Below are 23,655 nucleotides of genomic sequence, written 5' to 3'. Positions count from 1 at the left end.
TGTCATTTTAGCCTAATATTTTTGTGTTATCATTTCTACTATTTTTTGTGCTCTTCGGTCGTTGATGGCCGGAATAGGAATGAATCCTTCGGTGAGAGAAGTCTCTTGTAGCATGGCTTGTTCAAGACTTGCCACAAAAGGATGTATCTTTAATTGCTGTAATATCTCGCCCATTCGGTCTTCATCGTAATCGGATGTTAGCATCTCATTGGTTAGTTGTTGGACGAAAGTGGGGGTGAGCCCATCTCTATTGAATAAATATTGGGCGTACAAGAACTCACTACATAGTTTATGTATTGGTGAGTCTGTACTATCAAACTTATCAACTTGTTGCTTGATTTGGCTACGTATCTGTTGATCGTGTGCGGTTGTTACCTTTATATATAGGTCTAATAATTGCCTGTATAAGTCGTTGCTTGCTTCGTCGTTTGTAATGATGGGGTTTTTGACCAGATATACTTTATGTGTTTGGAAACGTTGTTGGATGTATTGTTTCTCATGTCTGCCCATGGCATGGAATGTGAGATTGCGTCGTTTTAATGAATGTTGAAGCGGGGAATGGTGCCATGGAACCATGGATGCCAGTGGACTATAGAGGATGGGAATCAATTTTGAATTAGCTGTTTTGATACATTGAAGCCTCGAAAAATCCAATTCTCCCATGACATGAATAAGGTCTACGTTCTTGCTTTCCGCGAAGTTTACACCTTCACGGGATAACTCATGCTGTATCGTAGAGATGTATTGTGCAGCGAGAGATTCCCTTTTAATAACAGAACTTGTTACGACCTGTATTCTCATAGTTTATGACTTGTAAATTCGTATTTGTCAGCAAAGTGATGTTTGATGGCGTATCGACAGTTTGTCCATACACTTCTCAACTGGAAGAAAAAGAGTTTGAATGGGGAAATATGGGTACTGAATTTAGCTAAAGCGCTAGAGCAGGCGAGTGTACGCCAAATAAACAAGATGAATAAAGCAGCGATAGAGGCACCCAGCAATATCCAATTATTGATGATAGATGCATAGATGATAGATGCAATATTAGCCAAAAAACAGAAGTGAAGCAACAGATTGTCCATGAATATAGGAAATTTATATCTGAAACTTCCACGCATATATTTCTTTGATTCACGATAGAAAAGCCGGTTGTTGGTCCATGTTTTGGGACTCACGTCCATATCGGTGAGCCAACAAGTTGGCGAGATTGCTAAGGAAGAGTTGTCTTCCGTGGAGAATTTGTTGACGATAAAATCATACTCTCCACGTATTAAATGAAGATTGCCAAGGAATCCATTGCCTTCCATAAAGACTGTTTTACGGAATGCTAGATTCGCACAATTACATCCATAGCTATGTCCACGTTGTATGGAACGGAACATCTGTCTAGCTTTAGAGAAGTGTTGGAAGTGTTGATAGTCGGTTACTTTGTCGTCGGGGAAGTGAGTATATCCCATCGCGATAGCTTTATCTTCGTGCATGGCGGTGGCCATTGAAGCAAGCCAAAAGTCACTATCGGGTCTGCAACTAGCCTCGGTTAATAGACACCATTCGTATTTAGCGGCCTTAACACCGACGGTTATGGCAAGTTTTCGTCTGCTCATGTACCGGGAAGACATGGGAAGGAAGGTGGCATAGAGTTTGTCGCTGGCTCCTAATCTCTTGAGTACATCTTCTGTATCTGTATCTCCCTTCTCAGCCACCACCACCACTTGGAAAGGTGAGGTATATTGTTGTTGTAAGAAATAGGGGAGGTTTTCTTCTAAGAAAGCAGCTCCTTTATGAGCCGGAATAATGATACTGATTCCCGGTAAAGGTTGTTTTTGCTCACCGGACAAATCGTCTTCTTCGGTATTGATGGTCAATTTGCGAAGAAAAGGACTTGCCAACGATGCAATAACAGATAATAAAATGAGGGTTCCTCCAATATATATAGTGGTCAGGAGAGTAAGCATGATAGTCTATAGAATTACAAATCTTCAGTAAGATAACCTTGAGGGAGTGTGCGACAATTGTATTGGCTGGCCATAATTTCACCATAAGCCCCCGCACTTCTGAGCGCTATCAGGTCGCCACGGTGGCATGCGTTGAGCTTAATAGCCTTGGCAAACACATCGCTGGATTCGCAAATAGGTCCCACAACATCGTATGTTTCGACTTTATCTTCGCTGCTGAGATTCTCTATTTTATGAGAAGCTTGATACAAGGCTGGACGGATGAGGTCGGTCATGCCGGCATCCACAATGGCAAACTGTTTGTATGTACCTTGTTTGATATACAGTGTCTTGGTGATGAGTGAACCGCATTGGCCTACAACCGCACGTCCTAATTCAAAGTGTACTTGCTGTCCTGCACGTAATTCCAAATGTTTAGCGTAGGTATCGAAATATGATTTGAAATCAGGAATCGGGTTCTCATTGGGATTATCGTAGTCGATTCCCAAACCACCTCCGACGTTGATATTTTCTACAACGATGTGATGTTCTTCCAATTGAGATTGCAATTGGTTGATTCTATCGCATAGTGCGATGAAGTCGGACATCTCTAATATCTGAGACCCGATATGGAAATGTAGACCTATGAACTTGATATTCTTGAGTTTCTTGGCCTCAGTTATTACGTATTCCATATCCTCCATGGCGATACCAAACTTGTTTTCGGCAAGTCCGGTGGTAATATTGGCATGCGTATGTGCCCCAACATTGGGATTAATACGGAATGCTACCTTGGCAATCTTGCCCTTCTGTTCGGCAATTTCATTAATGACCATCAACTCCGGGATGCTCTCTACATTGAAACAATAGATGTCATGGTCGAGTCCGAGTTCTATTTCCCAATCGCTTTTACCCACACCTGCATAGACAATATGAACAGGAGAAAAGCCCGATTGAATCGCTGCTCTTATTTCACCACCACTCACACAGTCGGCTCCCAAGCCAGATTGGCAAATGATATTCAATATTTTGGCATTGGCATTGGCTTTGACTGCATAGTGAACTATGAAGTTGGCGTGCTTGCCAGCTTCTTCTTTGATGGTATCTAAGGTCTTTCTCAAGACCGCAGTATCATAATAATAAAATGGAGTTGGAATCTTTTGAAACTTGTCAATAGGAAATATTCCTTTACTCATAGTGTCTTGTATTGAAAGGAGAGTGTGTACTTGAGCGGTACACACTCTTAAAAATAATCTTCTTATGCTTCGAAAAGAGTGCGGCTGAGATTCTGTAATGCTCTCTTCTTATCAGCTTCACGAATTAAGAAAGAGATATTGTAGTTTGAGCCACCGTATGAAATCATGCGCACAGGAATGTCTTTCATAGCATCCAATGCCACTGTCTCAAAGCCGACATTACTCCAGTCAAGGTCGCCGACCACGCAGATAATACACATATCGGAATCCACTGTGACAGTGCCATACTTCTTGAGTTCGTCTACAATCTCATTGAGATGAGTTGGATTATCCACGCTCATTGATACTCCTACTTCTGATGTTGTAATCATATCAATAGGCGTTTGATAGCTCTCGAAAATCTCAAATACCTTTCTTAAGAAGCCTGTAGCTAGCAGCATTCGGCTCGATTTTATCTTGACAGCAGTGATATTATCTTTCGCAGCTACGGCCTTAATCTTGCTTCTAACGATGACATTATCAATGATAGTACCCTCTGCATTCGGGGCCATTGTGTTCTTTAAGCGAACGGGAATACCTGCATATTTAGCCGGTTGAATGCAAGTGGGGTGAAGAATCTTGGCTCCAAAGTAAGCCAATTCAGCTGCTTCTTCAAAGTTCAACTGCCTTACTGCCTCTGTTTTCTCGACGATACGAGGGTCGTTATTGTGCATGCCGTCGATGTCGGTCCATATCTGTATCTCCTCTGCCGGCAATGCTGCGCCAATCAACGAAGCTGTATAGTCAGAGCCACCACGTTCCAAATTGTCTACTTCTCCATATGCATTGCGGCAGATGAAGCCCTGTGTAATGTAGATTTGGTAGCCCGGATTATTCGCCATAATCTCTGTTAACTTCTCCTTTATATATTGTGGATCTGGCTCAGAGTTTTTATCTGTGCGCATGAAATCAAGCGCACTAATGAGTTTAGCCTTTACCCCTGTCTCCTGAAGATAGTTTACTACCATGTTGGTACTCATGATTTCACCTTGAGCAACAATGTTCTTTTCCTCGAAACTTGTGAACAAATCCTTGGTGAAAGAACGTATATATTCAAACTCTTCGTGCAAGAAATCAGCGGTTTGGGTCTTCTTTTCTGCTGTAGTATATAGTTCTTCTACATGCTGGGCATACTTTCTTTCCAGTGCATTGATGACTTCGTTTGCGCCTTCGGGGTTCTTTTTATATAAGTAATTGCTGATTTCAATGAGCGAATTAGTAGTTCCGCTCATAGCAGATAATACGACAAAGGTGGGTTCCCCTGATTCTGTGATTAATGAGGCGACATTCTTCATACGTTCGGGTGAGCCAACGGAAGTTCCTCCAAATTTCATTACTTTCATACCGCAATTATTTTGTTGATGGATTATCTAATTCTTATTCTGGTTTGGCCGATTCTGTATGGTCAGCTATTTCGTTTTCTTCCTCTTCATCGTTGATAAGGTCAAGCTGGTTGTGTTCGCCTGTTACATCTTGTAAAGTTTTGTCCTTACATTGATATACGATGCCGGGGAACTGGTCTAGCATAGAAATATTATGCGTCGTCATGATAACTGCTGCCCCCGTACCTGTAATGTCTTTCAGCAGCGACACGATGTTTCCGGCCGTCTCTGCATCCAAGTTACCGGTCGGTTCGTCGGCAATAATCATCTTTGGCTGGTTCAGAATGGCACGCGCAATGGCAATGCGTTGCTGCTCGCCACCGGATAACTCGTGTGGCATCTTGTCTATTTTGTCTTGCATACCCACTTCTTTCAGCACGCTTTCGATGCGTTTGTTGATTTCATCTTTGCCTTTCCAGCCTGTAGCTTCAAGTACAAAGCGGAGGTTTCTGCGTACACTTCGGTCGTGCAATAGTTGGAAATCTTGAAAGATAATGCCTAAATCTCTACGCAATGCCGGTACTTCTTTCCTCTTCAAATCAAATAGGTTTCGACCAAGCACTTCTGCTTTCTGGTTTTCGTTTTCCTGTTCTAAGTCGAGTTCACAGTATAATGACTTCAGCAAAGAACTTTTACCGGTTCCTACCTTACCTATTATATAGATGAATTCTCCCTCATTCACTTGCAAGTTTACATCTTGTAGAACGAGGTTGTCGGCTTGATATACATTTATGTTTTGGTAATCTATTAACATCATCCGTTAGTTTTAATCGTGTTTATGCCAGTTAGGATCATGGCGAACTTGCAACTCTTTGGCAATATCCTCAATTCTTAACCCCTTGCTTGTCAGTAATACGATGAGGTGATAGAACATATCTGCGCTCTCATAGATGAGGCGTGAATCCTCTCCATTGGTTGCTTCGATGACGGCTTCCAAAGCTTCTTCGCCCACTTTCTGAGCCATGCGGTTCAGTCCATCCTTAAATAGACTGGTGGTATATGAGCCTTCTGGCATCTCTTCATGGCGTTTCTCTATGAAGTCTTGCAACTCTGTCAAGAAGAGTAGGGGATTTGCGTTGTTGTCTTCTCCCCAACAAGTGTCGGTTCCTTTGTGGCAAGTTGGTCCCTGTGGATGCACCATGATGAGCAACGTATCGTTGTCACAATCGTTTTTGATGCTCACTACGTTTAGGTAATTTCCCGATGTTTCGCCCTTTGTCCACAGGCAGTTGCGAGTCCTACTCCAAAAAGTCACCTTTTTAGATTCTAATGTTTTCTCGTAGGCCTCTTTATTCATGAAGCCCAACATCAGTACTTTGTGGGTTATAGCGTCTTGTATAATAGCCGGCACAAGGCCGTTTAGCTTCTCAAAGTCTATCTCTGTCATATCTTAATCTTGTTTTTATTTCTTTATAATCTTATATTGATGTCCCTTTGGGATAAGTATTCTTTCAGTGCCGGTATCTTGATTTCGCCGAAATGGAATACACTGGCAGCCAGCGCAGCATCGGCTTTACCGCTGATGAAAGCATCTCTGAAATGTTCCATTGTGCCTGCTCCACCACTTGCAATGACCGGTATATTGACCTCTTCGCTCAACTTTGCTAGTGCTTCATTGGCGAATCCCTGTTTCACTCCGTCGTGGTTCATGCTCGTGAAGAGTATCTCTCCGGCTCCTCTATCGGCAGCTTCTTGTGCCCATTCTATCAATCCGCGCTCGGTACGAACCCTTCCGCCATGCGTATAACAGTGCCATCCGTCTTCGTCCAGCCGTGCATCTATGGCGCAGACGCATACTTGTGAACCGTAGTTATGGGCTATCTCTTCGATGAGTTCGGGGTGGGCGAGGGCGGCACTATTGATACTTACCTTGTCGGCTCCAGCGTTGAGGAGCCTGTCTACATCCTTCAATTCGTTGATACCTCCACCAACCGTGAAAGGTATATTGATTTCACGAGCCACCCGTGTCACCATCTCGGTAAATGTCTTTCGGCCTTCGAAACTTGCCGTGATGTCTAGAAAGACGAGTTCGTCGGCTCCCGCATTGCTGTAAGCCTTGCCTAGTTCAACCGGATCACCGGCACTCCGCAGATTCACGAAGTTGATTCCTTTAACCGTTTCTCCGTTCTTTACATCAAGACAGGGGATGATTCGCTTGGCCAATCCTCTATTTGTCATACGCTTATCATGCGGTTTAGTTCTTGTATATCAATTCGTCCTTCATAGAAGGCTTTGCCGAATACCACTGCAGGGATACCGGCTTTGTCGAGTTCCATGATGTCTTGGTTGCCCGAAATACCGCCACTTGCAATGAGATGCAACTGTGGATAGGTTGCCATTATCTGTTGATATAGCTCCGTGGCCGGCCCGGCAAGTGTCCCGTCTTTGCTGATTTCCGTGCATAGTACGTTCTTCACACCATGGTCGGTATAGGTCTTTAGGAATGGCAACAACTCCATTTCTGAATCTTCTTTCCATCCATTGATGGATACTTTTCCCTGTCTGACGTCGGCGCCCAGTATGAGTTTGTCGGCTCCATATTTGTCCAACCATTGCAAAAACAATTCCGGTTGGGTCACGGCAATAGACCCCACGGTCACTATTTCAGCCCCACAAGCAAATGCAGTCTGAATATCTTCATCGGTCTTGATGCCACCTCCGAAGTCGACTTTCAGCTTTGTGGCTGTCGTAATAGCTTTGAGTGTTTCAGAGTTGACGATGTGTTTAGACTTTGCCCCGTCCAAATCCACGATATGCAATCGCTTGAATCCCATCGATTCAAAGCCCTTAGCTACCTTTACCGGGTCACTTTCATACACCGTTTTACGGGCATAATCTCCTTGGGTCAGTCTTACACACTGTCCTTTGATGAGGTCTATGGCAGGAATTAGTTCGATGTTCATCTTCTTACAATATCAATGAAATTCTTTAATATCTGTGCCCCCACATTACCACTTTTCTCCGGATGGAACTGGGTGGCATAGAAGTTGTCCTTGTGCATGGATGCACTGAAAGGCTGGACATAGTCAGCTGTGGCTATCGTATGCTTGCAAAGAGGTACATAGTAGCTATGTACGAAGTAGGTATACGGATGTTCTGGTATGTCGGTATATAGTTCCGACTTCAAGTCGTAAATCTCATTCCATCCGATGGCCGGCACTTTATCCTCGTGCCGAGTAGGTGTAAAACGCTTTACTTTGGCATCGAATACACCGATACAGTCGGTATCTCCTTCTTCAGAGTGTTTACAGAGCAGTTGTTGACCGATACAAATACCCAATACTGGTTGCTTTAGATTTGCAATGACTTGATCCAATTTATGTTCTCGCAGATAAGCCATGGCATGATGAGCTTCGCCCTGTCCGGGGAAGAGTACTCCGTCGGCGCGTTGCAATTCCTCTATGTCGTCGGTTAAGGTTGGGCTTATTCCCAATCTTAACATGGCATTGACGACCGAGTAGATATTGCCGGCATTGTATTTTACGATTGCTATCTGCATGTTGTTTCTTGTTTAACTGAAGATGATGGTCTTGTTGTGATAGGTCAATATCTTACGCTCTATATGTTTGGTCACGGCTCTAGAGAGTACTATCTTCTCCAAGTCTTTGCCTTTTAATACCAGACTTTCGGGCGTATCTTTGTGCGTAATGCGCGTCACATCCTGCTCGATGATGGGACTGGCATCTAATTCTGTGGTAACATAGTGACTGGTCGCGCCAATGATTTTCACTCCGCGCTCCCATGCTTGATGGTAGGGACGCGCACCGATGAACGCCGGCAAGAACGAGTGATGGATGTTGATTATCTTGTTAGGGTAGGCCTGAATCATGTTGTCGGTGATGATTTGCATGTAACGAGCCAACACGATGAATGTCACTTTCTCCTTTTTGAGCAACTCCATTTCGGCTTTCTCCACCTCTTCTTTGTTACTGTGGTCTTTCTTGATAGCCCATACATGGTAGGGAATATCAAACTGTTCGGCTACATATCTCAGGTCTTCATGATTGCTTACGATGCAAGGTATCTCTACGTTCCACTCACCGGCTTTGTACCGAGCAAGCAAGTCGTATAGGCAATGGCTCATCTTACTGACAAAGATTGCCATTCTCGGACGCTCGTCATTGAAGTATAGGTTGAATCCCATTTGGTAGCGTTGAGCATATAGAGTGGAAATATAGTCTTCTATCTTTGCCCTAGGAATCACGAAGTTATCCAATTCCCATTCTATGCGCATGAAGAACATACCATCTTCACGATCCACATACTGGTCAAGGTACACAATGTTTCCCTTGTTATCAGTGATGAACTTGGTGACCTCGGAGATGATCCCCTGTTTGTCAGGGCAGTGAAGGAGCAATATTGCCGTCGGTTTCATCCTCAATTATTCAATTTATACCGTAAATAAGCTTATGCACTTTAGCCTTGCAAGGCTATGTAGCCTATCTTATGCAATGATAGTGCCAATGAGTGTAATGTGAGTTTACTCACGTATTACCGAGTGCAGCCTATCTTATGCAAAGGTAGCATATTAAATTGATAATTGATAATTGAAAAATGAAAAAATAGATACATCAGCCGAATATCATATCCGGATGGAATAAATATGCATTGTAAAATCGGAAATAGCTATTATTCTGTTGTTTCGGGAGTATGCAATATGATGCTTGTGGCGCCGATGGTAAAGAGACTCCCATCTTCTAATATTCGACGCTCCTTGTCGCCCAATATTTCGTTGTCTACGAATGTTCCGGTGTAACTGGGGCCATCTCTTAGCACGTATTTCAGCTTGCCTTTCTTGTCTCTGCTGACCGTTACGACACAATGGTTCATATCAATACTAGGGTCAACGGTTTCGATGGGGCAATTGGTTTTACTGCCTTTCATGTATCGCCCCAGTACGTTGTCGCCCATTCGTAGAGGAATGACCTGTTTGTAATGGAATACATTCTCGATGACGGTTAAGGTTCCGTATTCTCCGGTGGGAACTTCGTCGGTGTTGGATTCTTCTTTTTGGGTCTTTCTTAATTTAGAAACGCCCATTCGGATACTGAATTGCTTGCCACATTGCGGACACTCAAATACCAAGGATTGTCCTGTCTGGTATTTGGTCTCGTCGAATATGATAAAGTTGTCGCATTTAGGACAGCGTACTCTCTTCATTTAGTTGATTTTACTAATCCAACAATCTGCAAACTCACTATTGTCGTTGAGTTTGTTCATAGCTTGACGAGCTTCTTGCTCTGTAGCGTATTTGCCGTAGACTACTTTTCGGTTTTGTCTCTTCTCCAGTACGCTTGCTTCTTTGTATCCTGCCGCTTTGAGGCGAGCTACATAAGCCTCAGCGTTGTGTCGAGTCACTTTGCTGGCTAATACCAAACTATAATATGGTACATCAGTGGCTTTGTTTTCGCGAACTCGCGAGGCTGTGGAAATTGAATCGGCAGCTTTTGCTACGGCTTCTTGGATGTTTTTTGGAGTGATAAGGGACTTGCTGTTTCTGTCGCCAATAGTCATATCGCTAGGCATAATCTTGAGTAACAGACTCGTATCGGGAGTTGCGTTCGACAGCATCTTATCGTTGTTGAGCGGAGCCGGAATGAGCAAGAATGCCATCAATATGATGCATGCCGCTGCAATATTACGTAGGATGCTAACCTTGATACTGACAACTTTTTCCTCCTCATCTTCTGCTATGACAGTGGAAGTCTCGGACAAATGGCGTGTGCCAACATCTCCCGACATTGGTTTGAGTGGAATAATGGCAGCCTCTTCTGTCTGAGTTTTCTGTTGTCCCAAGGCTCGCATTTGGAACGAACTCAATCCATATAAACTAGGCGTGAGAATACCTGCTTCGCAAGGAGTAAACTGGAGGTGCCCGTCTTTATCTAATGAAAGGGTACCAATATCATTGAATTCATATTCTCCTTGGTTGTCAAGGATGAGCCGAAGTTCTGCTACTTCCTGCTGGATTCGGTCTAATGCCTCCGGGTAACTGATGTCGTATGCCTCAATATACGACTGTGCTAGAAGCGAATCGTTCAATTTGAGTTGCGGATTAAATCCTACTGTACGCGAAGGGGGGAGGAAAACACCGTCTCCCTCGTCATACCTTGCTTCCACATGATGTGCCATAAATCCACCGAATCCGGGGATTATCACACAATCATTGTTCAGCAATAGAATCTCTATATGTCTTTCAATTCCTAGCACGTTTGCAAAATTACCAATTTATTACGAGAAAGACAAGTGAATCAAGCAAAAATAGTTTCGTCATTTTCTGAATAATCTTTTGTCGTCAATTTTATTTGTAGTATCTTTGCGTTGTTACAATTGCTGTAGTAAGCTTGTTACTTCGTAACTTTGGAAGTTAGTGGAAGGTAACGGAAGTTAAATTCTCTAGGAGGAGAGGAGTCGACAGGCAAATGTCAATAAACTCCACCTAGTACTGCGACATCTATTAAGTGTCTAACTCCTGATGATTCTGAGGTGAGGCATTATAGCAACGTTTGGACAATGTAGTTAAATTATGGAATATCAAGAGACCGAGATAAAAGGAGTCTTTATCATCAAACCGAAGGTGTTTAACGATGCTCGCGGCTATTTTTACGAGGCGTGGAAGCTAGCGGAATTCAATGAGCATGTGGGACAAGTGGACTTTATTCAGGATAATGAATCTAAGTCGTCTTATGGCGTTTTAAGAGGATTACATTACCAGAAAGGTGAATATTCGCAAGCCAAATTGGTGCGTGTGATTCGTGGTCGTGTGCTCGATGTGGCTGTAGATATTCGTCGTAGTTCACCTACTTTCGGCAAACATGTGATGGTGGAATTGAGTGAAGAGAACAAACAACAACTTTTTATTCCGCGTGGCTTTGCCCATGGCTTCTTGGTATTGAGTGATGAGGCTGTCTTTACTTATAAAGTAGATAATATTTATGCACCTGAACATGAAGCTGGTATACGGTGGAATGATGAAGCACTCAACTTGCAATGGCCTATAGATAAGAAAGATGTGCTGACGTCGGAGAAAGATTTGAAGGCTAGCAGTTTGAAAGATGCCGTGTTGTTTGATTGATATACGCGGTATGAAATGCTATTGAATGAATTTGAGAATAGAATTTTAGACTAATATGCATAGGCAAATTAATATCACTTACATTCTCGCGAGCGCTGTATTGCTAACCTTACTACTCTTGGTATCATCTTGTAAAGAAAGAGGGCAGAAAGCTATGGCGGTGGAAAATCGTGTAGCAAAGAAGATGTTGCAGGGTGTTTGGGTGAACGAAGATGAAGATGAGCCGGCTTTTAGAGTGAAAGGTGATACCATCTATTATCCTGATTCTACTTCAATGCCTGTTTATTTCCAAGTGGTAAAAGATACGTTGGTACTCCGTGGAACAAATGTGGTGAGTTACCCAATCGTTAAGCAAGTGGCTCATTTATTCGTCTTTCGGAATCAGGTGGGCGACGTGATTACGTTGCAGAAGACGACGGATAGTGCTTATCTGCGGTTCTTTCAAACCAAGAAAGTGGTTGTGCTCAACCAACAACGACTTATTAAGCGCGACTCGATAGTGATGCATGCTGATGAGCGGTATCATTATTATGTGCAGGTGAATCCCACATCCTATAAAGTGGTTAAGAGTTCATTCAACGATGATGGGGTAGAAGTGGAGAATGTTTACTACGACAATATTGTTCATCTAGGTGTCTTCAATGGTAATCGTCGACTCTATTCGCGTGATTTTCGTAAACAAGATTTTAGTTTGAAAGTTCCTGAACAGGCGCTCAGGCAAAGCGTATTGAGCGATATTGTATATGTGAAGTCCGACTCCGAAGGGCTTCATTTCTCAGCTTCTGTTTGTATTCCTGATAGTCCAAGTAGTTATGTTGTTGAACTTATTGTGGATTATCAAGGACGTATGAAGATGCAAATAGCATAATATTACAACTTCACTTGATTTGCTGTCGAGTCTTTACAAGAATGCTGTAAAGACTCGGCAGCATTGTTGTTAGGGCGGGGCAGCAGTGTTGCCAAAGTTCTGCAGCGAAATAAGTGTGTGAATTGTTAAGTTCGTGAGCTATTGATTTGGTAGCAAGAAGTGAGAAGTTGGATACAAAGAGCGATGATTGCCGCCTGCTTACGCCTATTATCATACACTTAATATCATTGTTTGTGTGGGTGAATCCAACTCGCCCCTACATGCAGATTTTTGTTTGAAGAACCACGATCGTTTCAGCCTTAATCCCTCATTTTTAGTCTCTTTTTCTCCCTATATTATAAAAGAAGTGTAATCATTGCAATATTTTTATAAAAAATATATATCTTTGTACGTCAAATAGGACCGTCTTTAATGATGCGTTCTCTGCGAGTTATAACAGGCTCAGATGTGGAGACGAGTTCTCTGGAGTAGCGCGTTTATCGTTGCGTTATATTAACCTCCATGCTATTTGTATGAAGGAGAGGAGTCTCGTCTCATAAAATCAAGGAAAACATCTGTTTATTTACTTGCTGGATATTGCGAAAATCCATTTCCCATTTTATTTTTTTTCTGTTTTTGGAGTACAAGCTTGTGGCCCAAAATGGAAAGCTAGTGGTATTAGAGGACGCTGATAAGGGAGGGTAGATTATATTACTAAGTGTGTGAAGAATAGGGTAATCATACAAAAATACATGGTAGCGCAACGTGATATAAGTATGGATTTGGCAAAAGCTATTGCAATCATGTTGGTATGTATTGGGCATGCTTATATTCTTACGATAGGTTATTATAGCCTTTTACGTCCAATTATTTATTCTTTTCATATGCCATTATTTATGATGATATGTGGTTATTTTTCTCACCACTCGCTTATGCTTCCGTTATGTGATATATTGGTTAAGAAAGCTAAACAATTACTGTTACCCACTATGAGTGGTATTCTACTAATATGTGTGATTGAATTTTTATTAAATAGTAAAGTTGATGTGGTGATGGAAATTATAGGAGGATTATGGTTCCTTAAAACATTATTTATCTGTTATCTCATTGTTGCTGTGTTTAAACAATTGCGATTGTCGGATGCCATGACTTGTCTTTTTTCATGTATAATCTTGCTTCTTATTCCGAAGGGTAGTTTCTTACAAGTCAATTTTCTGCTAATTATGTTTTGGGCAGGTTATTTTCTGCGGAAGTATTTGGATTGGTTTACTAGAAATTATCAATCACTGACAATTGTTGGTATTGTCTTGTTCTGTATTTTTATTTATTTGGGTTATGACGATGCTCCCGAACAATTGACTTATAATTATATCATCAATAATTATTGGGTTGTTATTATTCAGATACTAACAGGGCTTATTGGTAGCATAAGTGTTATCGGTGCTTCTAAGTATGTGTTAAATAGTAATAGAGGGGGGCGTTTTGTTTACAATATTTCGATTTTAGGGCGTTATACCTTGGGAATTTATGTTGTACAATCAATTGTGATAGAAAGAATTATTAATCATTATCTACATATTAATCCCAATGCTAGATGTAGTCTGCAAATTTTAGATTGGATAATTACCCCATTGTTAGGATGTGTGCTCATGTTTTTGTGTTATGGAATCGTCAGATTATTGGAGAGGAATAAGATTATTAACAGTATGCTGTTTGGAAAAGTCTAATAGCTAGTTGTATTATTCAAAGATGATTCGTATTTGGTTTAAAAGATATTTTAATTTGCCATGTTTAGTGTTCTTTATACTAGCAATGGTGTCTTTGGTAAGATTATATAGCCTGTTTACTACACCTTTAACTTATACAGAATGGGGAGTAAGTGAATGGATGATTAATTATGCTGGAGGGTTTGTTAGAAGAGGATTGAGTGGCCAGGTTCTTTGGTTTTTATATAATATTCATCCTTTTAATCTGCTTATGGGTATAAGAATGATAATATTTCTAAGTTCCATTTTAATCTTAATTTTGGTTATTCGGGTGTTTTGGAAAGAAAAACTTTCTTTGCTATTACTTCCAATAGGTTGCTTCTTTAATTTTACACTATTCAGCACTAATGCGCGGAAAGATTTCTTGCTTTTGTTATTTGCTTATGTGTTATTTTATAGTTTTCATAAGTTGATAACAAAGAGTACTTCGTGGAGGTGGGATTAGTATTCTTATTGTCTTCTGTAATAATGTTACTTATACACGAAGCATCTTTCTTTTTTACGTTTCCATTTCTTGCTTTATTTGGGTGGTACTATTGGGATAAAAAGGATAAGAATATTTTGTATCGAATTTTGTATTTTATTCCATGTGTAGTCGTGTTTATTATGGTGATAAAATACAAAGGGGATTCAATAATGGCTCAAAAGATATGGAATTCATGGGCCTCGTCAATTAATTCCTATCCAGACAATGGGGGACAGGAGGTTTCTCAAATTGGTTTAGGAGTTGCTGCATTAGGATGGAATGCCATTGAAACTTTTAAAAATCATTTAAGTTGGTCTTATTTAGGGATACCACCATCTTTGTTGAAGACCCCATTTGTCTTTTTTAATTTGTTTAGCTTATATTATTTAGTGACAAGAGTCAATACAGCTAATCCACGTTTTTGGAAATTAGGACAGGTAGATACTATAGCATTAAGTAATATTTTAATTGTGCAATTTATTTTCCTCCTTCCCATGTATACAATACTGTCGTGCGATTGGGGAAGAACTTTACCATATATGGTAATTACGACATTCTTCCTATATCATATATTTAAAAATATTGAAATAGTTCCAATAGTAAGATTTTCTGAGATAATTCAGAAGAAGATAGATGATATAAGATTATTGAACTCATCCTATTTCTATATTTTTATCTTAATATTTACCCCATTTTCAGCTTATCATGCGCCGAGTTTAGAAAATGAGCTCTTATATAGAATGCTACATTTGGTAGGTATAGGTTGATTCTCTATATTTTGTGAGTATAGATATTTGATAGATGGATAAGAAAATTCATTCCTTATTAGTACGTATCTATGATATATTAGTGCGTGAGCCGAGAATGATTTGGCATCGTTATCGTCCTTGCTCTTTTTGTGTGAAAAGGGAGGATATATATATATTCATGGTAGATGGCGTGATACCTCATGGGGGAATGTTTGATCGGCTGAAGGGTATGATTACCATCTACGCTATAGCCAAGAAACAAGGTAAGAAATTTAAGTTGCATTTTACATATCCATTTCGTTTAGAGGAGTATCTTGAGCCTAATACGTACGATTGGAGGATAGCTGATGAAGAAATTTACTATAGTTATCCTGTAAGTAGACCTGTAATAGCTTATGGTGAGATAGATAATCCATCTAGATTGCTGAAAAATCGCCATCAGGAGACTCATTTTTATTATGGCTATAATTCTTTGGAGGAGGTAAATAAGTATTATAATACAGATTATGAATGGGGAAACCTATATTGTGAACTCTTCAAACCTACACCTCGGTTACAGCAATATATTGATAAATATAGAGCTGAGATAGGCAAAGAATATATTGTGATACACACTCGTTTCCTCAATCTACTTGGAGATAAAGTAGAAACGGCAATCAATTCTGAGCTATCTGATGGTGATAAGTGCCAACTTATAGCCCTATGTCAAGAAGAAATAGGACGTATCATCCATTTGGAGCAAGCCAAGAAACCATGCCGTTTGATGCTTGCCTCCGATAGTATGACTTTTATCTACGCTATGCAACAAACTTTTCCCGATGCATACGTAGTACCGGGCGAGGTGAGACATATCGACACCGCTGGTCAAACGGCTGATGATGAAAATTTAAAAATGTTTCTCGACTATTATCTTATCGCTTCTGCTCGCAAAGTTTATAACCTAGTAGGTCCCAATATGTGGCCTAGCGCTTTTCCGGAATATGCAGCGAAGATTGGGAAAACAGGGTTTGAGAGGATATGTTTATAAAAAAGATTTTTATTGTATGGTGAGAATACATATATCTGTATATTCTTTTTGAAGTTTGTTTAACTATGATAACTTTTATTGTTCAAGCTAGAGTAGGTTCTACTCGGTTACCACAAAAAATCCTTTTACCTTTTTATGAGGGGAAGTCTATTTTAGAGTTATTGATAGCAAAACTTCGACTCGTATCGAACACCCAGATTTTGATAGCAACATCTGATGATTCTAAGAACGATGTTATCGAGGAAATAGCACTGAGCAATAATGTAAAGTGTTTCAGAGGTTCGGAGAATGATGTTTTGCAACGTTTTATAGATGCTGCAGAATATGTTGGAGCTGAACAAATTATTAGAGTTTGTTCTGATAATCCTTTTTTAGAATTAGCTTCTATCCAAACTTTGGTTAATCGTGTCTCGGATGAGAAATGTGATTATATGAGTTTTTGGGTTGATGGTAAGCCTTCGATTAAGACCCATTTTGGTTTTTGGACAGAATATGTTACTTTGAAGGCACTTAAAAAAGTACGAGTATTAACAGAGGATTCACTCTATCATGAACATGTAACTAATTTTATCTATTCTCATCCAAAAGATTTTGTCGTATCATGGATAAATGGACCTGATGTGTTGAAAGGGAGAGATGATATTCGACTTACCACTGATACCATTGAAGATTTTAAGACGGCTCAAACTGTATATTCAAGATTAGTAGGAGTGCAGATTTATCCCACAATAGCTCAGGTAGTGAGTTTTTTGGATCAACATGGTGAATTATTACAGTCTATGAAACAACAGATTCATATAAATAGTAAATAGAATATGAAGCATACATATATTATTGGCGAAATAGGACAAAATCATAATGGTTCTGTTGATATAGCTAAATTGTTAACAGAATTGATAGCACGTCCAATCAGGGAAGCTACTTTTGGTTTGGAACTAAAACCTATAGACGCTGTAAAATTGACAAAAAGGGATTTAGAGGAAGAATTATCTGAGACACAAATGAATCGTGTCTATGATAGTCCCAATTCATTTGGTCGTACTTATGGAGAACATCGTGCTTTTTTAGAACTTTCTGATGAAGAGCACTATGAAGTTTACAAATTTGCCAAGCAGCTTGGCTTAGAATTTGTTGAAACATTATGTGCAAAGAAATGCCTATCATTATTAAAACTATTTACTCCCGACAGATTGAAAGTAGCAAGTAGAGATTTAACCAATCTTCCATTATTGGAAGTTATGGCTGAAACCAAAATTCCTATTATTCTTTCTACCGGAATGTCGGGGAAAAAAGAATTAGATGATGCGTTGGAGATTATAACAAAATATCATGACGATATTTCTATCTTACATTGTGTTTCACAATATCCAACGATGCCCGATAATTTAAATTTACTTACTATTAAATATCTTCAGAAACATTATGGACAATATACGATAGGCTTCTCTGATCATACAATAGGGATAGCAGCACCTATAGTAGCGGTAGGTATGGGGGCACAAATTATAGAAAAGCATATAACAATTGATCGAGAGATGAAAGGGACTGACCAAAAAGGCTCCTTAGGACCGGATGGTGTGCGCCGTATGGTTCGTGATATTCGTCTTGTAGAACGTTGGATGGGAGAAGAAAGCCTTTATATAGATAAATGCGTGACAGAATCTAAAATTAAACTAGAGCGTTCGATAGCATCTAATAAAAGATTAGAAGTAGGGCATGTCATTACTGAGGATGATTTACATATGCTCAGTCCCGGAGATGGGTTTAAATGGAGTCAAAAAAATGAACTCATCGGTAAAATGATTGTTAATGCTGTGTCCGAGAATGAGGTAATTTATCCAAATATGATAAAGTAATTATTCATGTCGAAGATAAAACTGATTGTTACAGATATTGATGGAGTTTGGACTGATGGTGGAATGTACTATGATCAGTTAGGTAATGAGTGGAAAAAATTTCATACATACGATAGTGCTGGTGTTTTATTTGCTCATAAGGCGAACATACCTGTGTGCATTATGACAGGAGAACAAACAGAGATAGTTGAACGTCGAGCAAAGAAGCTGAAAGTAGATTATTTATATCAAGGTGTTCATAATAAACTAGAAACCTTGAATAGACTTTGTGCAGATTTACAGTGCTCGATAGATGAAGTGGCCTATATTGGTGATGATTTAAATGATTTGGATTGCCTGATGCAGTGCGGTTTCACGGCAACTCCGGCAAGTGCACCTGTGTATATTCAACGTAAGGCACAGTTAGTATTATCAAAAAGAGGTGGTGAAGGAGTATTTCGAGAATTTGTAGAATACTTATTAAATAATGTAGAAAGAATAAATTTAACGCCTTTGTTTACTAGAGTGCTTTAGTAATAGAAGTATATTGTATTTATGATAAGTTTTAGAAAGTATTGCATATTAGTTGCGCGTTGGGGGTATCAATTTGTACGTCCAAAGCCCGTATACTATCATAAAGTAAAAGACTTAGGTATAGCCTCTCATCAAGGTACCCCACAACTAATAGTTTCGTTGACAAGTTTTCCTGCACGTATTAAGACGGTGAGCTACACTATAGAAAGTATCATGCTCCAAAATAAAAAGCCTAATATGATCATTTTATGGCTTGGCAGTGATCAGTTTCCTAATAAAGAAAAAGATCTTCCCAAACGTTTATTACGCCTAAAGCAATTTGGGTTAACCATCAGATGGTGTGAGGATATCCGTTCTTATAAAAAACTCATTCCCTCTTTAGAGACATTTCCTAATGATATTATTGTTACAGTGGATGATGATACTTGGTATCCGCCAGAATGGCTAGAGCGATTGTACACGTCATACCAAAAAGAGCCGCAATATATTCATGCGCATCGTTGCTTACAAGTAACTACAACTCAAGGTACTATCAATAAATATATAGATTGGAAGTTCCACAACTATGCTCCTCAACTACCATCTTATTGTTGGCATTTTACAGGCACAGGGGGTGTACTTTATCCTCCGCATTGTTTCCATAAGGACATTTGTGATCGAAGTAAGTTCTTAAAGATGGCACCGAGTGTAGACGATATTTGGTTTTGGGCCATGGCAGTATTGAATCATACTAAATGTAAAATAGTGGATAATAATATCTTCACTTTTGAGGGTGTTTTCATTGTCAATAACACGTCACTTTGGTCAAGTAATGTATTTGATAAAAATGATGAAGCTCTTAAGTTGATTATGGAAATGTATCCGGAGCTTGAACCTTTCGTATTAGAAGATGTTAATGATAAATTGTTGCAAGATGTATGAAAAATTAAAAGGATTGCCAACCCTTTTTTGTCTTAGCGGCTCACCTTTTCAAGCTTTGTGTATGATAGAGGCAATACATTCTTTTGATATTCGGGATTATAAAGTCTTATTATGCTTGTCGGAGACAGAATTGCCGCGTAAGGCTCAACTAATAGAATTGTTGAATAGTTATCGTATTTCATACGAAATAGAGAGTATCAATTATCACATTACAAAAAAGGCTCGTTTTCAGGTTCTTCTTCCGAGATGTAATCAATATAAGTTGGCTTTTATTGGAGATTGTAATAATGAGCTGTTGATATTCAAGGCATTTCAATATGTCTCAGATGGAGGACATTTAATCTATTTGGACGATGGAATTGCTACTATCCAATTTTTCAACGGTCTATGTCAGTTAGATGGGAGATTAAAATATTATTACGATTTTGTGTGTAAAGTCCGCCATATCAATTTTGATAAGTATTTCTATACTATCTATCATGATCTGAAAGATGGGAAACATTTATGTATAGCGAATAATTTTGATTATCTTGCAAAACTTCAGCAGAGTAAGGAAAATATAAGTCATGTGCTCTTGTTAGGTACATGTACGAACGATTATTGTTATGCAGAACAGATTGGAACAGATGTCTTTATGTCTGAATTAAAAAAAATCATGATAGAGCTTAAACAAAAGTATCCTCATGAAGATATTATTTATGTTCCACATGGTAGAGACACCTATCACGAACCAGAACGCTTCTGTCATGAACTAGGCATCGTATATCAGCCAACATCCATATCTGTAGAAATGTTTTTGTTAAATGCTGTTTATCAGCCTTTAGCCGTATATGGATTTACATCTTCCGCTTTATATAATCTGAATATCTTTTTCCCCGATACTAGTGTGTACAATATTACCTTTTCAGGTAATACACCTCTAAATGATAGAATCAATATTTCTTCTATATATTTTATTAAACATGGTATTCGACGGAACGAGAGGAATATTAAATTATGATATTTATTTCTAAGTGCCTTTCTAGGTTTAAATGTTGGTATTATACGAAGCAAGCAAAACGGGTTTTTCGCTCTTGTGGTATTGCTCTTCGAGTTAATGGGGTTTGTTCTTTTTCTGGGCATGAATATGTTGGTAATTATTGCAATTTTAATGGGATGGTAGTTTATAGTTCGGGCATCGTGAAAATTGGTGATTATTTTCATTCTGGGGAGAAATGCGTTATTATGGGACAGAATCATAATTACGATTCCGGTGATGCTATACCTTATGACAATAGTTTTGTAAGTAAGGATGTTATTATAAAAGATTTCGTTTGGTTAGGTTATGGTGTTACAATAGTTGGTGGTGTTACAATTGGAGAAGGAGCTGTTGTAGGTGCAGGGGCTGTTGTAACTAAAGATGTGCCTGATTATGCAGTTGTAGGTGGTAATCCGGCTAGAATCTTGAAATATCGCAATATAGAGCATTTTAAAAGACTTAAATTGGCAGGTAAATTTCATTAATAATAGTTTGATTTATACAGAAAGACTAAAATCTCTATGTATCGCTTAAAAATTATAGAGAAAATCCATAATCATACTAATTTAGCAAAAGGAGTCCTTTATTCTGCTTTTGCCTTTTTCGGACGTGGTGTTGGTTTTATATTACTTGTGATTTTAGCAAATTATATTGTTCCAGAAGATTATGGCAAGCTTAGTCTTTATAATACTTTTGGGAGTGTTGTTGCTCTTGTAATGGGATGCTGTACAAGTGGGTATTTTAGTATTTCTTATTTTCAAAATTCATTTGAGGAATTCAAAAAGGATTTTACTTCTATTACCCTAATTTATATTGGCACCTTTATTTTATTATCTTTTTTACTTCTTTTTGTTCAAGATAAACTTAGTAAATTTATAGGACTCCCTCCTTATCTACTCTGGATAGCCTTAGTATTGGGTATTCTTAGTTTTTTCTTTAGCATACATCAAGATTGGTATCGAATCAGAGAACAAATATGGAAATATGGAGCTTGTACTTGTGGTAATGCGGTGGGTGATGCTCTTTTCTCTATTATTTTTGTTATATTTTGCACTTGGGGATGGATGGGAAGAATATATTCCTCTATTGTATGTACTGTGATTCTAGCAATTTTTTCAATCGTAATTTTTGCTCGGGAGAATCTATTTACGTTTGATTTTTCCAAAGAACGTTTTAAGAAAATTCTTTTGTTTGGGATTCCTTTGTTGCCACATTCATCTATTTTTTTTCTGACTCAGGGATGTGATCAATATATACTTAATTATTACTTTACAACCTACGAAGTTGGAATTTTTAGTTTTGCACTAAACTTGACTAGTGTAATCTTAATGCTAGGATTCTCATTTAATGCTTCAAATTCAATAGCTATATACAAGATATTAGGAAGTAAAGATATACAAGAAAAGCAAGCGGTATTAAAGACTGAAACTCGGAATATGTTTTTTATTTATCTTATAGCTTCTGTGGGCTATACGATAATAATGACTATTATAGTTCCCTTTGCTATGCCGAAATATGAAGGAGCTTTACCATATTTTTGGATTCTTTCAGTTTATGGTTTCCTCCACTGTATCTACTTACTCTATTGTAATTATTTCTTCTATTATAAAAAGACTAAAAGCTTTATGTATATTACTTTTTCAACTTCAATTTTGCATTTGCTTTTGTCGTTGATATTTACCAAATACTCTCTCTATGCTCCCGCCCTTATTTTTGTAATTATACATGCAGTTTTTGTCTTTTCAATTTATCATAGGAGTACGAAACTTCTTAGAATTAATCTTTGTTAAATAGGAAAGTATGTGTATGAAAACTCGTTTGGTATTATTTCTGAAGAATCATCCTGTTGTCATGGATGTAGTCTCTTTTTGCTTTAATCTTTTTTTTTCTCCATCATTACTGAAATTTTATTTTGATAATAAGCATGTATGTATAAAAGGGACTTTTCTAAAGCATGTAAAAATAAAGAAAATAGGAGAAAAATCTCATACCCATATTTACATAGGCCCAAAAACTTTGATGAAAGATAGCCTTATTACTGTAGAAGGTGATGGTAGTTGTATAATGATTGAGGGGAGGGGTACTAATATCAGCAATAGTTCTTTCGTTGTGGGACAGGATGGAAGTAAGATTGTAATATCTTCAGGTTTTACGACGGAAGGATGTCGTTTAAAGGCGCATGAAGGTAAAACCATTAGTATTGGTCAGGATTGTATGTTTTCTGCCGGTATCAATATGTCTACAACAGATTTTCATCCAATAGTTTCATTAGTTGATGGAACTCGATTGAACTCTGCTAAAGATGTTGTGATTGGTAACCATGTATGGTTAGCAAGAAATGTAAGTGTGCTGAAAGGCTGCTCCATTGCAGATGATGTCATTATCGGTATGAATAGCATTGCAACTGGTAATTTGTCGGATTCTCATGCAATCTATGTTGGTAATCCTATACGTAAATTACGCGATGGTGTGAGTTGGAGACGCTCTATAGCTTACTAAAATAGAATAAAACTTTTAATACGATAAGCATTATGAAAGTACGTAACAAATATAGATTAATTATCCTATTATATACTCCTTTATGGCTTGTTCATGTTATAGCCTATTTATTTTCTAGTAAGAAGACGAGGAGACTGATAGATGAAGATATACATATTAGACCTATTCCCGAATCGGGAAGTAAAGTCTATAATTTAATATTTCATCTTGTGATGTCACCTGATTATCGTGCTGTGTTTTATCTTCGAATAGGACATATTTCACATTTCTTGTCTTTGTTTCTTCATCCAGTAACTATTCAGCGACACCTTGCACCTTAATCCACGTTTGAAATAAACAGGAAAAGACCTATTAAAAGACAAAACAA

25 protein-coding genes are annotated in these 23,655 nt (G+C 38.8%); 13 read left to right on the top strand and 12 right to left on the bottom strand.

Features of this window, described 5'->3' with window-relative positions; translation table 11 throughout:
* Positions 1-12: 12 nt before the first annotated feature.
* The 12 genes from AC1EK4_RS08790 to AC1EK4_RS08735 form a co-directional block, all read right to left on the bottom strand.
* Positions 13-801, bottom strand: coding sequence for a hypothetical protein (locus AC1EK4_RS08790; protein WP_036898051.1), 789 nt, complete (start codon positions 799-801; stop codon positions 13-15).
* Positions 798-1,889, bottom strand: a complete 1,092-nt coding sequence (locus AC1EK4_RS08785) for a glycosyltransferase (protein ID WP_480357936.1) — start codon at positions 1,887-1,889, stop codon at positions 798-800. The genes AC1EK4_RS08790 and AC1EK4_RS08785 overlap by 4 nt, the downstream gene beginning before the upstream one ends.
* An 80-nt stretch (positions 1,890-1,969) precedes the next feature.
* A complete protein-coding gene (gene lysA / locus AC1EK4_RS08780) occupies positions 1,970-3,130 on the bottom strand; it encodes a diaminopimelate decarboxylase (protein ID WP_480357934.1) in 1,161 nt (386 codons plus the stop codon).
* Positions 3,131-3,192: 62 nt separating this feature from the next.
* A complete protein-coding gene (locus AC1EK4_RS08775; RefSeq protein WP_480357933.1) occupies positions 3,193-4,512 on the bottom strand; it encodes an aspartate kinase in 1,320 nt (439 codons plus the stop codon).
* 34 nt (positions 4,513-4,546) lie between these two features.
* Positions 4,547-5,305, bottom strand: a complete 759-nt coding sequence (locus AC1EK4_RS08770) for a cell division ATP-binding protein FtsE (RefSeq protein ID WP_052052887.1) — start codon at positions 5,303-5,305, stop codon at positions 4,547-4,549.
* A gap of 12 nt (positions 5,306-5,317) precedes the next feature.
* Positions 5,318-5,938, bottom strand: a complete 621-nt coding sequence (gene hisIE / locus AC1EK4_RS08765) for a bifunctional phosphoribosyl-AMP cyclohydrolase/phosphoribosyl-ATP diphosphatase HisIE (protein ID WP_062432788.1) — start codon at positions 5,936-5,938, stop codon at positions 5,318-5,320.
* Positions 5,939-5,961: 23 nt separating this feature from the next.
* A complete protein-coding gene (hisF, locus tag AC1EK4_RS08760; RefSeq protein WP_480357929.1) occupies positions 5,962-6,729 on the bottom strand; it encodes an imidazole glycerol phosphate synthase subunit HisF in 768 nt (255 codons plus the stop codon).
* Entirely contained in the window at positions 6,726-7,454 is a 729-nt protein-coding gene (hisA, locus tag AC1EK4_RS08755) for a 1-(5-phosphoribosyl)-5-[(5-phosphoribosylamino)methylideneamino]imidazole-4-carboxamide isomerase (protein WP_480357927.1), read from the bottom strand. The genes hisF and hisA overlap by 4 nt, the downstream gene beginning before the upstream one ends.
* Entirely contained in the window at positions 7,451-8,050 is a 600-nt protein-coding gene (gene hisH / locus AC1EK4_RS08750; RefSeq protein WP_480357926.1) for an imidazole glycerol phosphate synthase subunit HisH, read from the bottom strand. Before hisH ends, hisA begins: the two co-directional genes overlap by 4 nt.
* A gap of 12 nt (positions 8,051-8,062) precedes the next feature.
* Positions 8,063-8,926 (bottom strand): formyltetrahydrofolate deformylase, encoded by an 864-nt coding sequence (gene purU, locus AC1EK4_RS08745; RefSeq protein ID WP_036898077.1) that lies wholly within the window; start codon positions 8,924-8,926, stop codon positions 8,063-8,065.
* Between the two features lie 254 nt (positions 8,927-9,180).
* Positions 9,181-9,711 carry an FHA domain-containing protein gene (locus tag AC1EK4_RS08740; protein ID WP_036898080.1) on the bottom strand — a complete coding sequence of 177 codons (531 nt, stop codon included), beginning with the start codon at positions 9,709-9,711 and terminating at the stop codon, positions 9,181-9,183.
* Complete coding sequence (locus AC1EK4_RS08735) at positions 9,712-10,761, bottom strand: HU domain-containing protein (protein ID WP_480357924.1); 1,050 nt, start codon at positions 10,759-10,761, stop codon at positions 9,712-9,714.
* A 316-nt stretch (positions 10,762-11,077) separates the two neighbouring features.
* Here AC1EK4_RS08735 and rfbC point away from each other — a divergent pair, with 316 nt between their 5' ends.
* From rfbC to AC1EK4_RS08670, 13 genes are all read left to right on the top strand, one after another.
* Positions 11,078-11,626: a dTDP-4-dehydrorhamnose 3,5-epimerase gene (rfbC, locus tag AC1EK4_RS08730; protein ID WP_036898086.1), complete on the top strand. Its 549-nt coding sequence runs from the start codon at positions 11,078-11,080 to the stop codon at positions 11,624-11,626.
* Positions 11,627-11,681: 55 nt separating this feature from the next.
* Positions 11,682-12,494 carry a DUF4738 domain-containing protein gene (locus AC1EK4_RS08725; RefSeq protein WP_036898090.1) on the top strand — a complete coding sequence of 271 codons (813 nt, stop codon included), beginning with the start codon at positions 11,682-11,684 and terminating at the stop codon, positions 12,492-12,494.
* A gap of 731 nt (positions 12,495-13,225) precedes the next feature.
* Positions 13,226-14,200, top strand: coding sequence for an acyltransferase family protein (locus tag AC1EK4_RS08720; protein ID WP_480357921.1), 975 nt, complete (start codon positions 13,226-13,228; stop codon positions 14,198-14,200).
* Between the two features lie 675 nt (positions 14,201-14,875).
* Positions 14,876-15,472, top strand: coding sequence for a hypothetical protein (locus tag AC1EK4_RS08715; RefSeq protein ID WP_480357920.1), 597 nt, complete (start codon positions 14,876-14,878; stop codon positions 15,470-15,472).
* Positions 15,473-15,506: 34 nt separating this feature from the next.
* Positions 15,507-16,481: an O-fucosyltransferase family protein gene (locus tag AC1EK4_RS08710; protein WP_036898099.1), complete on the top strand. Its 975-nt coding sequence runs from the start codon at positions 15,507-15,509 to the stop codon at positions 16,479-16,481.
* A 65-nt stretch (positions 16,482-16,546) separates the two neighbouring features.
* Complete coding sequence (locus AC1EK4_RS08705) at positions 16,547-17,293, top strand: cytidylyltransferase domain-containing protein (protein ID WP_062432809.1); 747 nt, start codon at positions 16,547-16,549, stop codon at positions 17,291-17,293.
* Between the two features lie 3 nt (positions 17,294-17,296).
* The gene (locus AC1EK4_RS08700; protein WP_480357918.1) at positions 17,297-18,337 is read left to right on the top strand and encodes an N-acetylneuraminate synthase family protein; all 1,041 of its coding nucleotides are present in this window, start codon (positions 17,297-17,299) and stop codon (positions 18,335-18,337) included.
* A 6-nt stretch (positions 18,338-18,343) separates the two neighbouring features.
* A complete protein-coding gene (locus AC1EK4_RS08695) occupies positions 18,344-18,850 on the top strand; it encodes a KdsC family phosphatase (protein WP_480357917.1) in 507 nt (168 codons plus the stop codon).
* Between the two features lie 21 nt (positions 18,851-18,871).
* Positions 18,872-19,771: a hypothetical protein gene (locus AC1EK4_RS08690; RefSeq protein WP_480357915.1), complete on the top strand. Its 900-nt coding sequence runs from the start codon at positions 18,872-18,874 to the stop codon at positions 19,769-19,771.
* Positions 19,764-20,771 (top strand): hypothetical protein, encoded by a 1,008-nt coding sequence (locus tag AC1EK4_RS08685; protein WP_480357914.1) that lies wholly within the window; start codon positions 19,764-19,766, stop codon positions 20,769-20,771. Before AC1EK4_RS08690 ends, AC1EK4_RS08685 begins: the two co-directional genes overlap by 8 nt.
* Positions 20,768-21,274 carry an acyltransferase gene (locus AC1EK4_RS08680; protein WP_480357912.1) on the top strand — a complete coding sequence of 169 codons (507 nt, stop codon included), beginning with the start codon at positions 20,768-20,770 and terminating at the stop codon, positions 21,272-21,274. The genes AC1EK4_RS08685 and AC1EK4_RS08680 overlap by 4 nt, the downstream gene beginning before the upstream one ends.
* Positions 21,275-21,310: 36 nt before the next feature.
* Complete coding sequence (locus tag AC1EK4_RS08675; protein WP_480357910.1) at positions 21,311-22,579, top strand: lipopolysaccharide biosynthesis protein; 1,269 nt, start codon at positions 21,311-21,313, stop codon at positions 22,577-22,579.
* A 16-nt stretch (positions 22,580-22,595) separates the two neighbouring features.
* A complete protein-coding gene (locus AC1EK4_RS08670; RefSeq protein ID WP_480357909.1) occupies positions 22,596-23,288 on the top strand; it encodes an acyltransferase in 693 nt (230 codons plus the stop codon).
* Positions 23,289-23,655 lie beyond the last annotated feature (367 nt).

This window comes from Prevotella sp. C0026C3 (assembly GCF_056590795.1).
This window is presented reverse-complemented; position numbering and strand designations above follow the sequence as displayed.

Excerpts from the sequence above, each read along its gene's own strand:
- hisIE (WP_062432788.1), bottom strand. The coding sequence starts at position 5,938 with ATGACAGAGATAGACTTTGAGAAGCTAAACGGCCTTGTGCCGGCTATT.
- hisF (WP_480357929.1), bottom strand. The coding sequence starts at position 6,729 with ATGACAAATAGAGGATTGGCCAAGCGAATCATCCCCTGTCTTGATGTA.
- AC1EK4_RS08705 (WP_062432809.1), top strand. The coding sequence starts at position 16,547 with ATGATAACTTTTATTGTTCAAGCTAGAGTAGGTTCTACTCGGTTACCA.
- AC1EK4_RS08670 (WP_480357909.1), top strand. The coding sequence starts at position 22,596 with ATGAAAACTCGTTTGGTATTATTTCTGAAGAATCATCCTGTTGTCATG.
- AC1EK4_RS08710 (WP_036898099.1), top strand. The coding sequence starts at position 15,507 with ATGGATAAGAAAATTCATTCCTTATTAGTACGTATCTATGATATATTA.
- AC1EK4_RS08675 (WP_480357910.1), top strand. The coding sequence starts at position 21,311 with ATGTATCGCTTAAAAATTATAGAGAAAATCCATAATCATACTAATTTA.
- AC1EK4_RS08700 (WP_480357918.1), top strand. The coding sequence starts at position 17,297 with ATGAAGCATACATATATTATTGGCGAAATAGGACAAAATCATAATGGT.
- AC1EK4_RS08775 (WP_480357933.1), bottom strand. The coding sequence starts at position 4,512 with ATGAAAGTAATGAAATTTGGAGGAACTTCCGTTGGCTCACCCGAACGT.
- hisH (WP_480357926.1), bottom strand. The coding sequence starts at position 8,050 with ATGCAGATAGCAATCGTAAAATACAATGCCGGCAATATCTACTCGGTC.
- AC1EK4_RS08685 (WP_480357914.1), top strand. The coding sequence starts at position 19,764 with ATGTATGAAAAATTAAAAGGATTGCCAACCCTTTTTTGTCTTAGCGGC.
- AC1EK4_RS08790 (WP_036898051.1), bottom strand. The coding sequence starts at position 801 with ATGAGAATACAGGTCGTAACAAGTTCTGTTATTAAAAGGGAATCTCTC.
- AC1EK4_RS08715 (WP_480357920.1), top strand. The coding sequence starts at position 14,876 with ATGGCTCAAAAGATATGGAATTCATGGGCCTCGTCAATTAATTCCTAT.
- AC1EK4_RS08770 (WP_052052887.1), bottom strand. The coding sequence starts at position 5,305 with ATGTTAATAGATTACCAAAACATAAATGTATATCAAGCCGACAACCTC.
- purU (WP_036898077.1), bottom strand. The coding sequence starts at position 8,926 with ATGAAACCGACGGCAATATTGCTCCTTCACTGCCCTGACAAACAGGGG.
- AC1EK4_RS08740 (WP_036898080.1), bottom strand. The coding sequence starts at position 9,711 with ATGAAGAGAGTACGCTGTCCTAAATGCGACAACTTTATCATATTCGAC.
- lysA (WP_480357934.1), bottom strand. The coding sequence starts at position 3,130 with ATGAGTAAAGGAATATTTCCTATTGACAAGTTTCAAAAGATTCCAACT.
- hisA (WP_480357927.1), bottom strand. The coding sequence starts at position 7,454 with ATGAACATCGAACTAATTCCTGCCATAGACCTCATCAAAGGACAGTGT.
- AC1EK4_RS08695 (WP_480357917.1), top strand. The coding sequence starts at position 18,344 with ATGTCGAAGATAAAACTGATTGTTACAGATATTGATGGAGTTTGGACT.
- AC1EK4_RS08690 (WP_480357915.1), top strand. The coding sequence starts at position 18,872 with ATGATAAGTTTTAGAAAGTATTGCATATTAGTTGCGCGTTGGGGGTAT.
- AC1EK4_RS08680 (WP_480357912.1), top strand. The coding sequence starts at position 20,768 with ATGATATTTATTTCTAAGTGCCTTTCTAGGTTTAAATGTTGGTATTAT.
- rfbC (WP_036898086.1), top strand. The coding sequence starts at position 11,078 with ATGGAATATCAAGAGACCGAGATAAAAGGAGTCTTTATCATCAAACCG.
- AC1EK4_RS08725 (WP_036898090.1), top strand. The coding sequence starts at position 11,682 with ATGCATAGGCAAATTAATATCACTTACATTCTCGCGAGCGCTGTATTG.
- AC1EK4_RS08720 (WP_480357921.1), top strand. The coding sequence starts at position 13,226 with ATGGTAGCGCAACGTGATATAAGTATGGATTTGGCAAAAGCTATTGCA.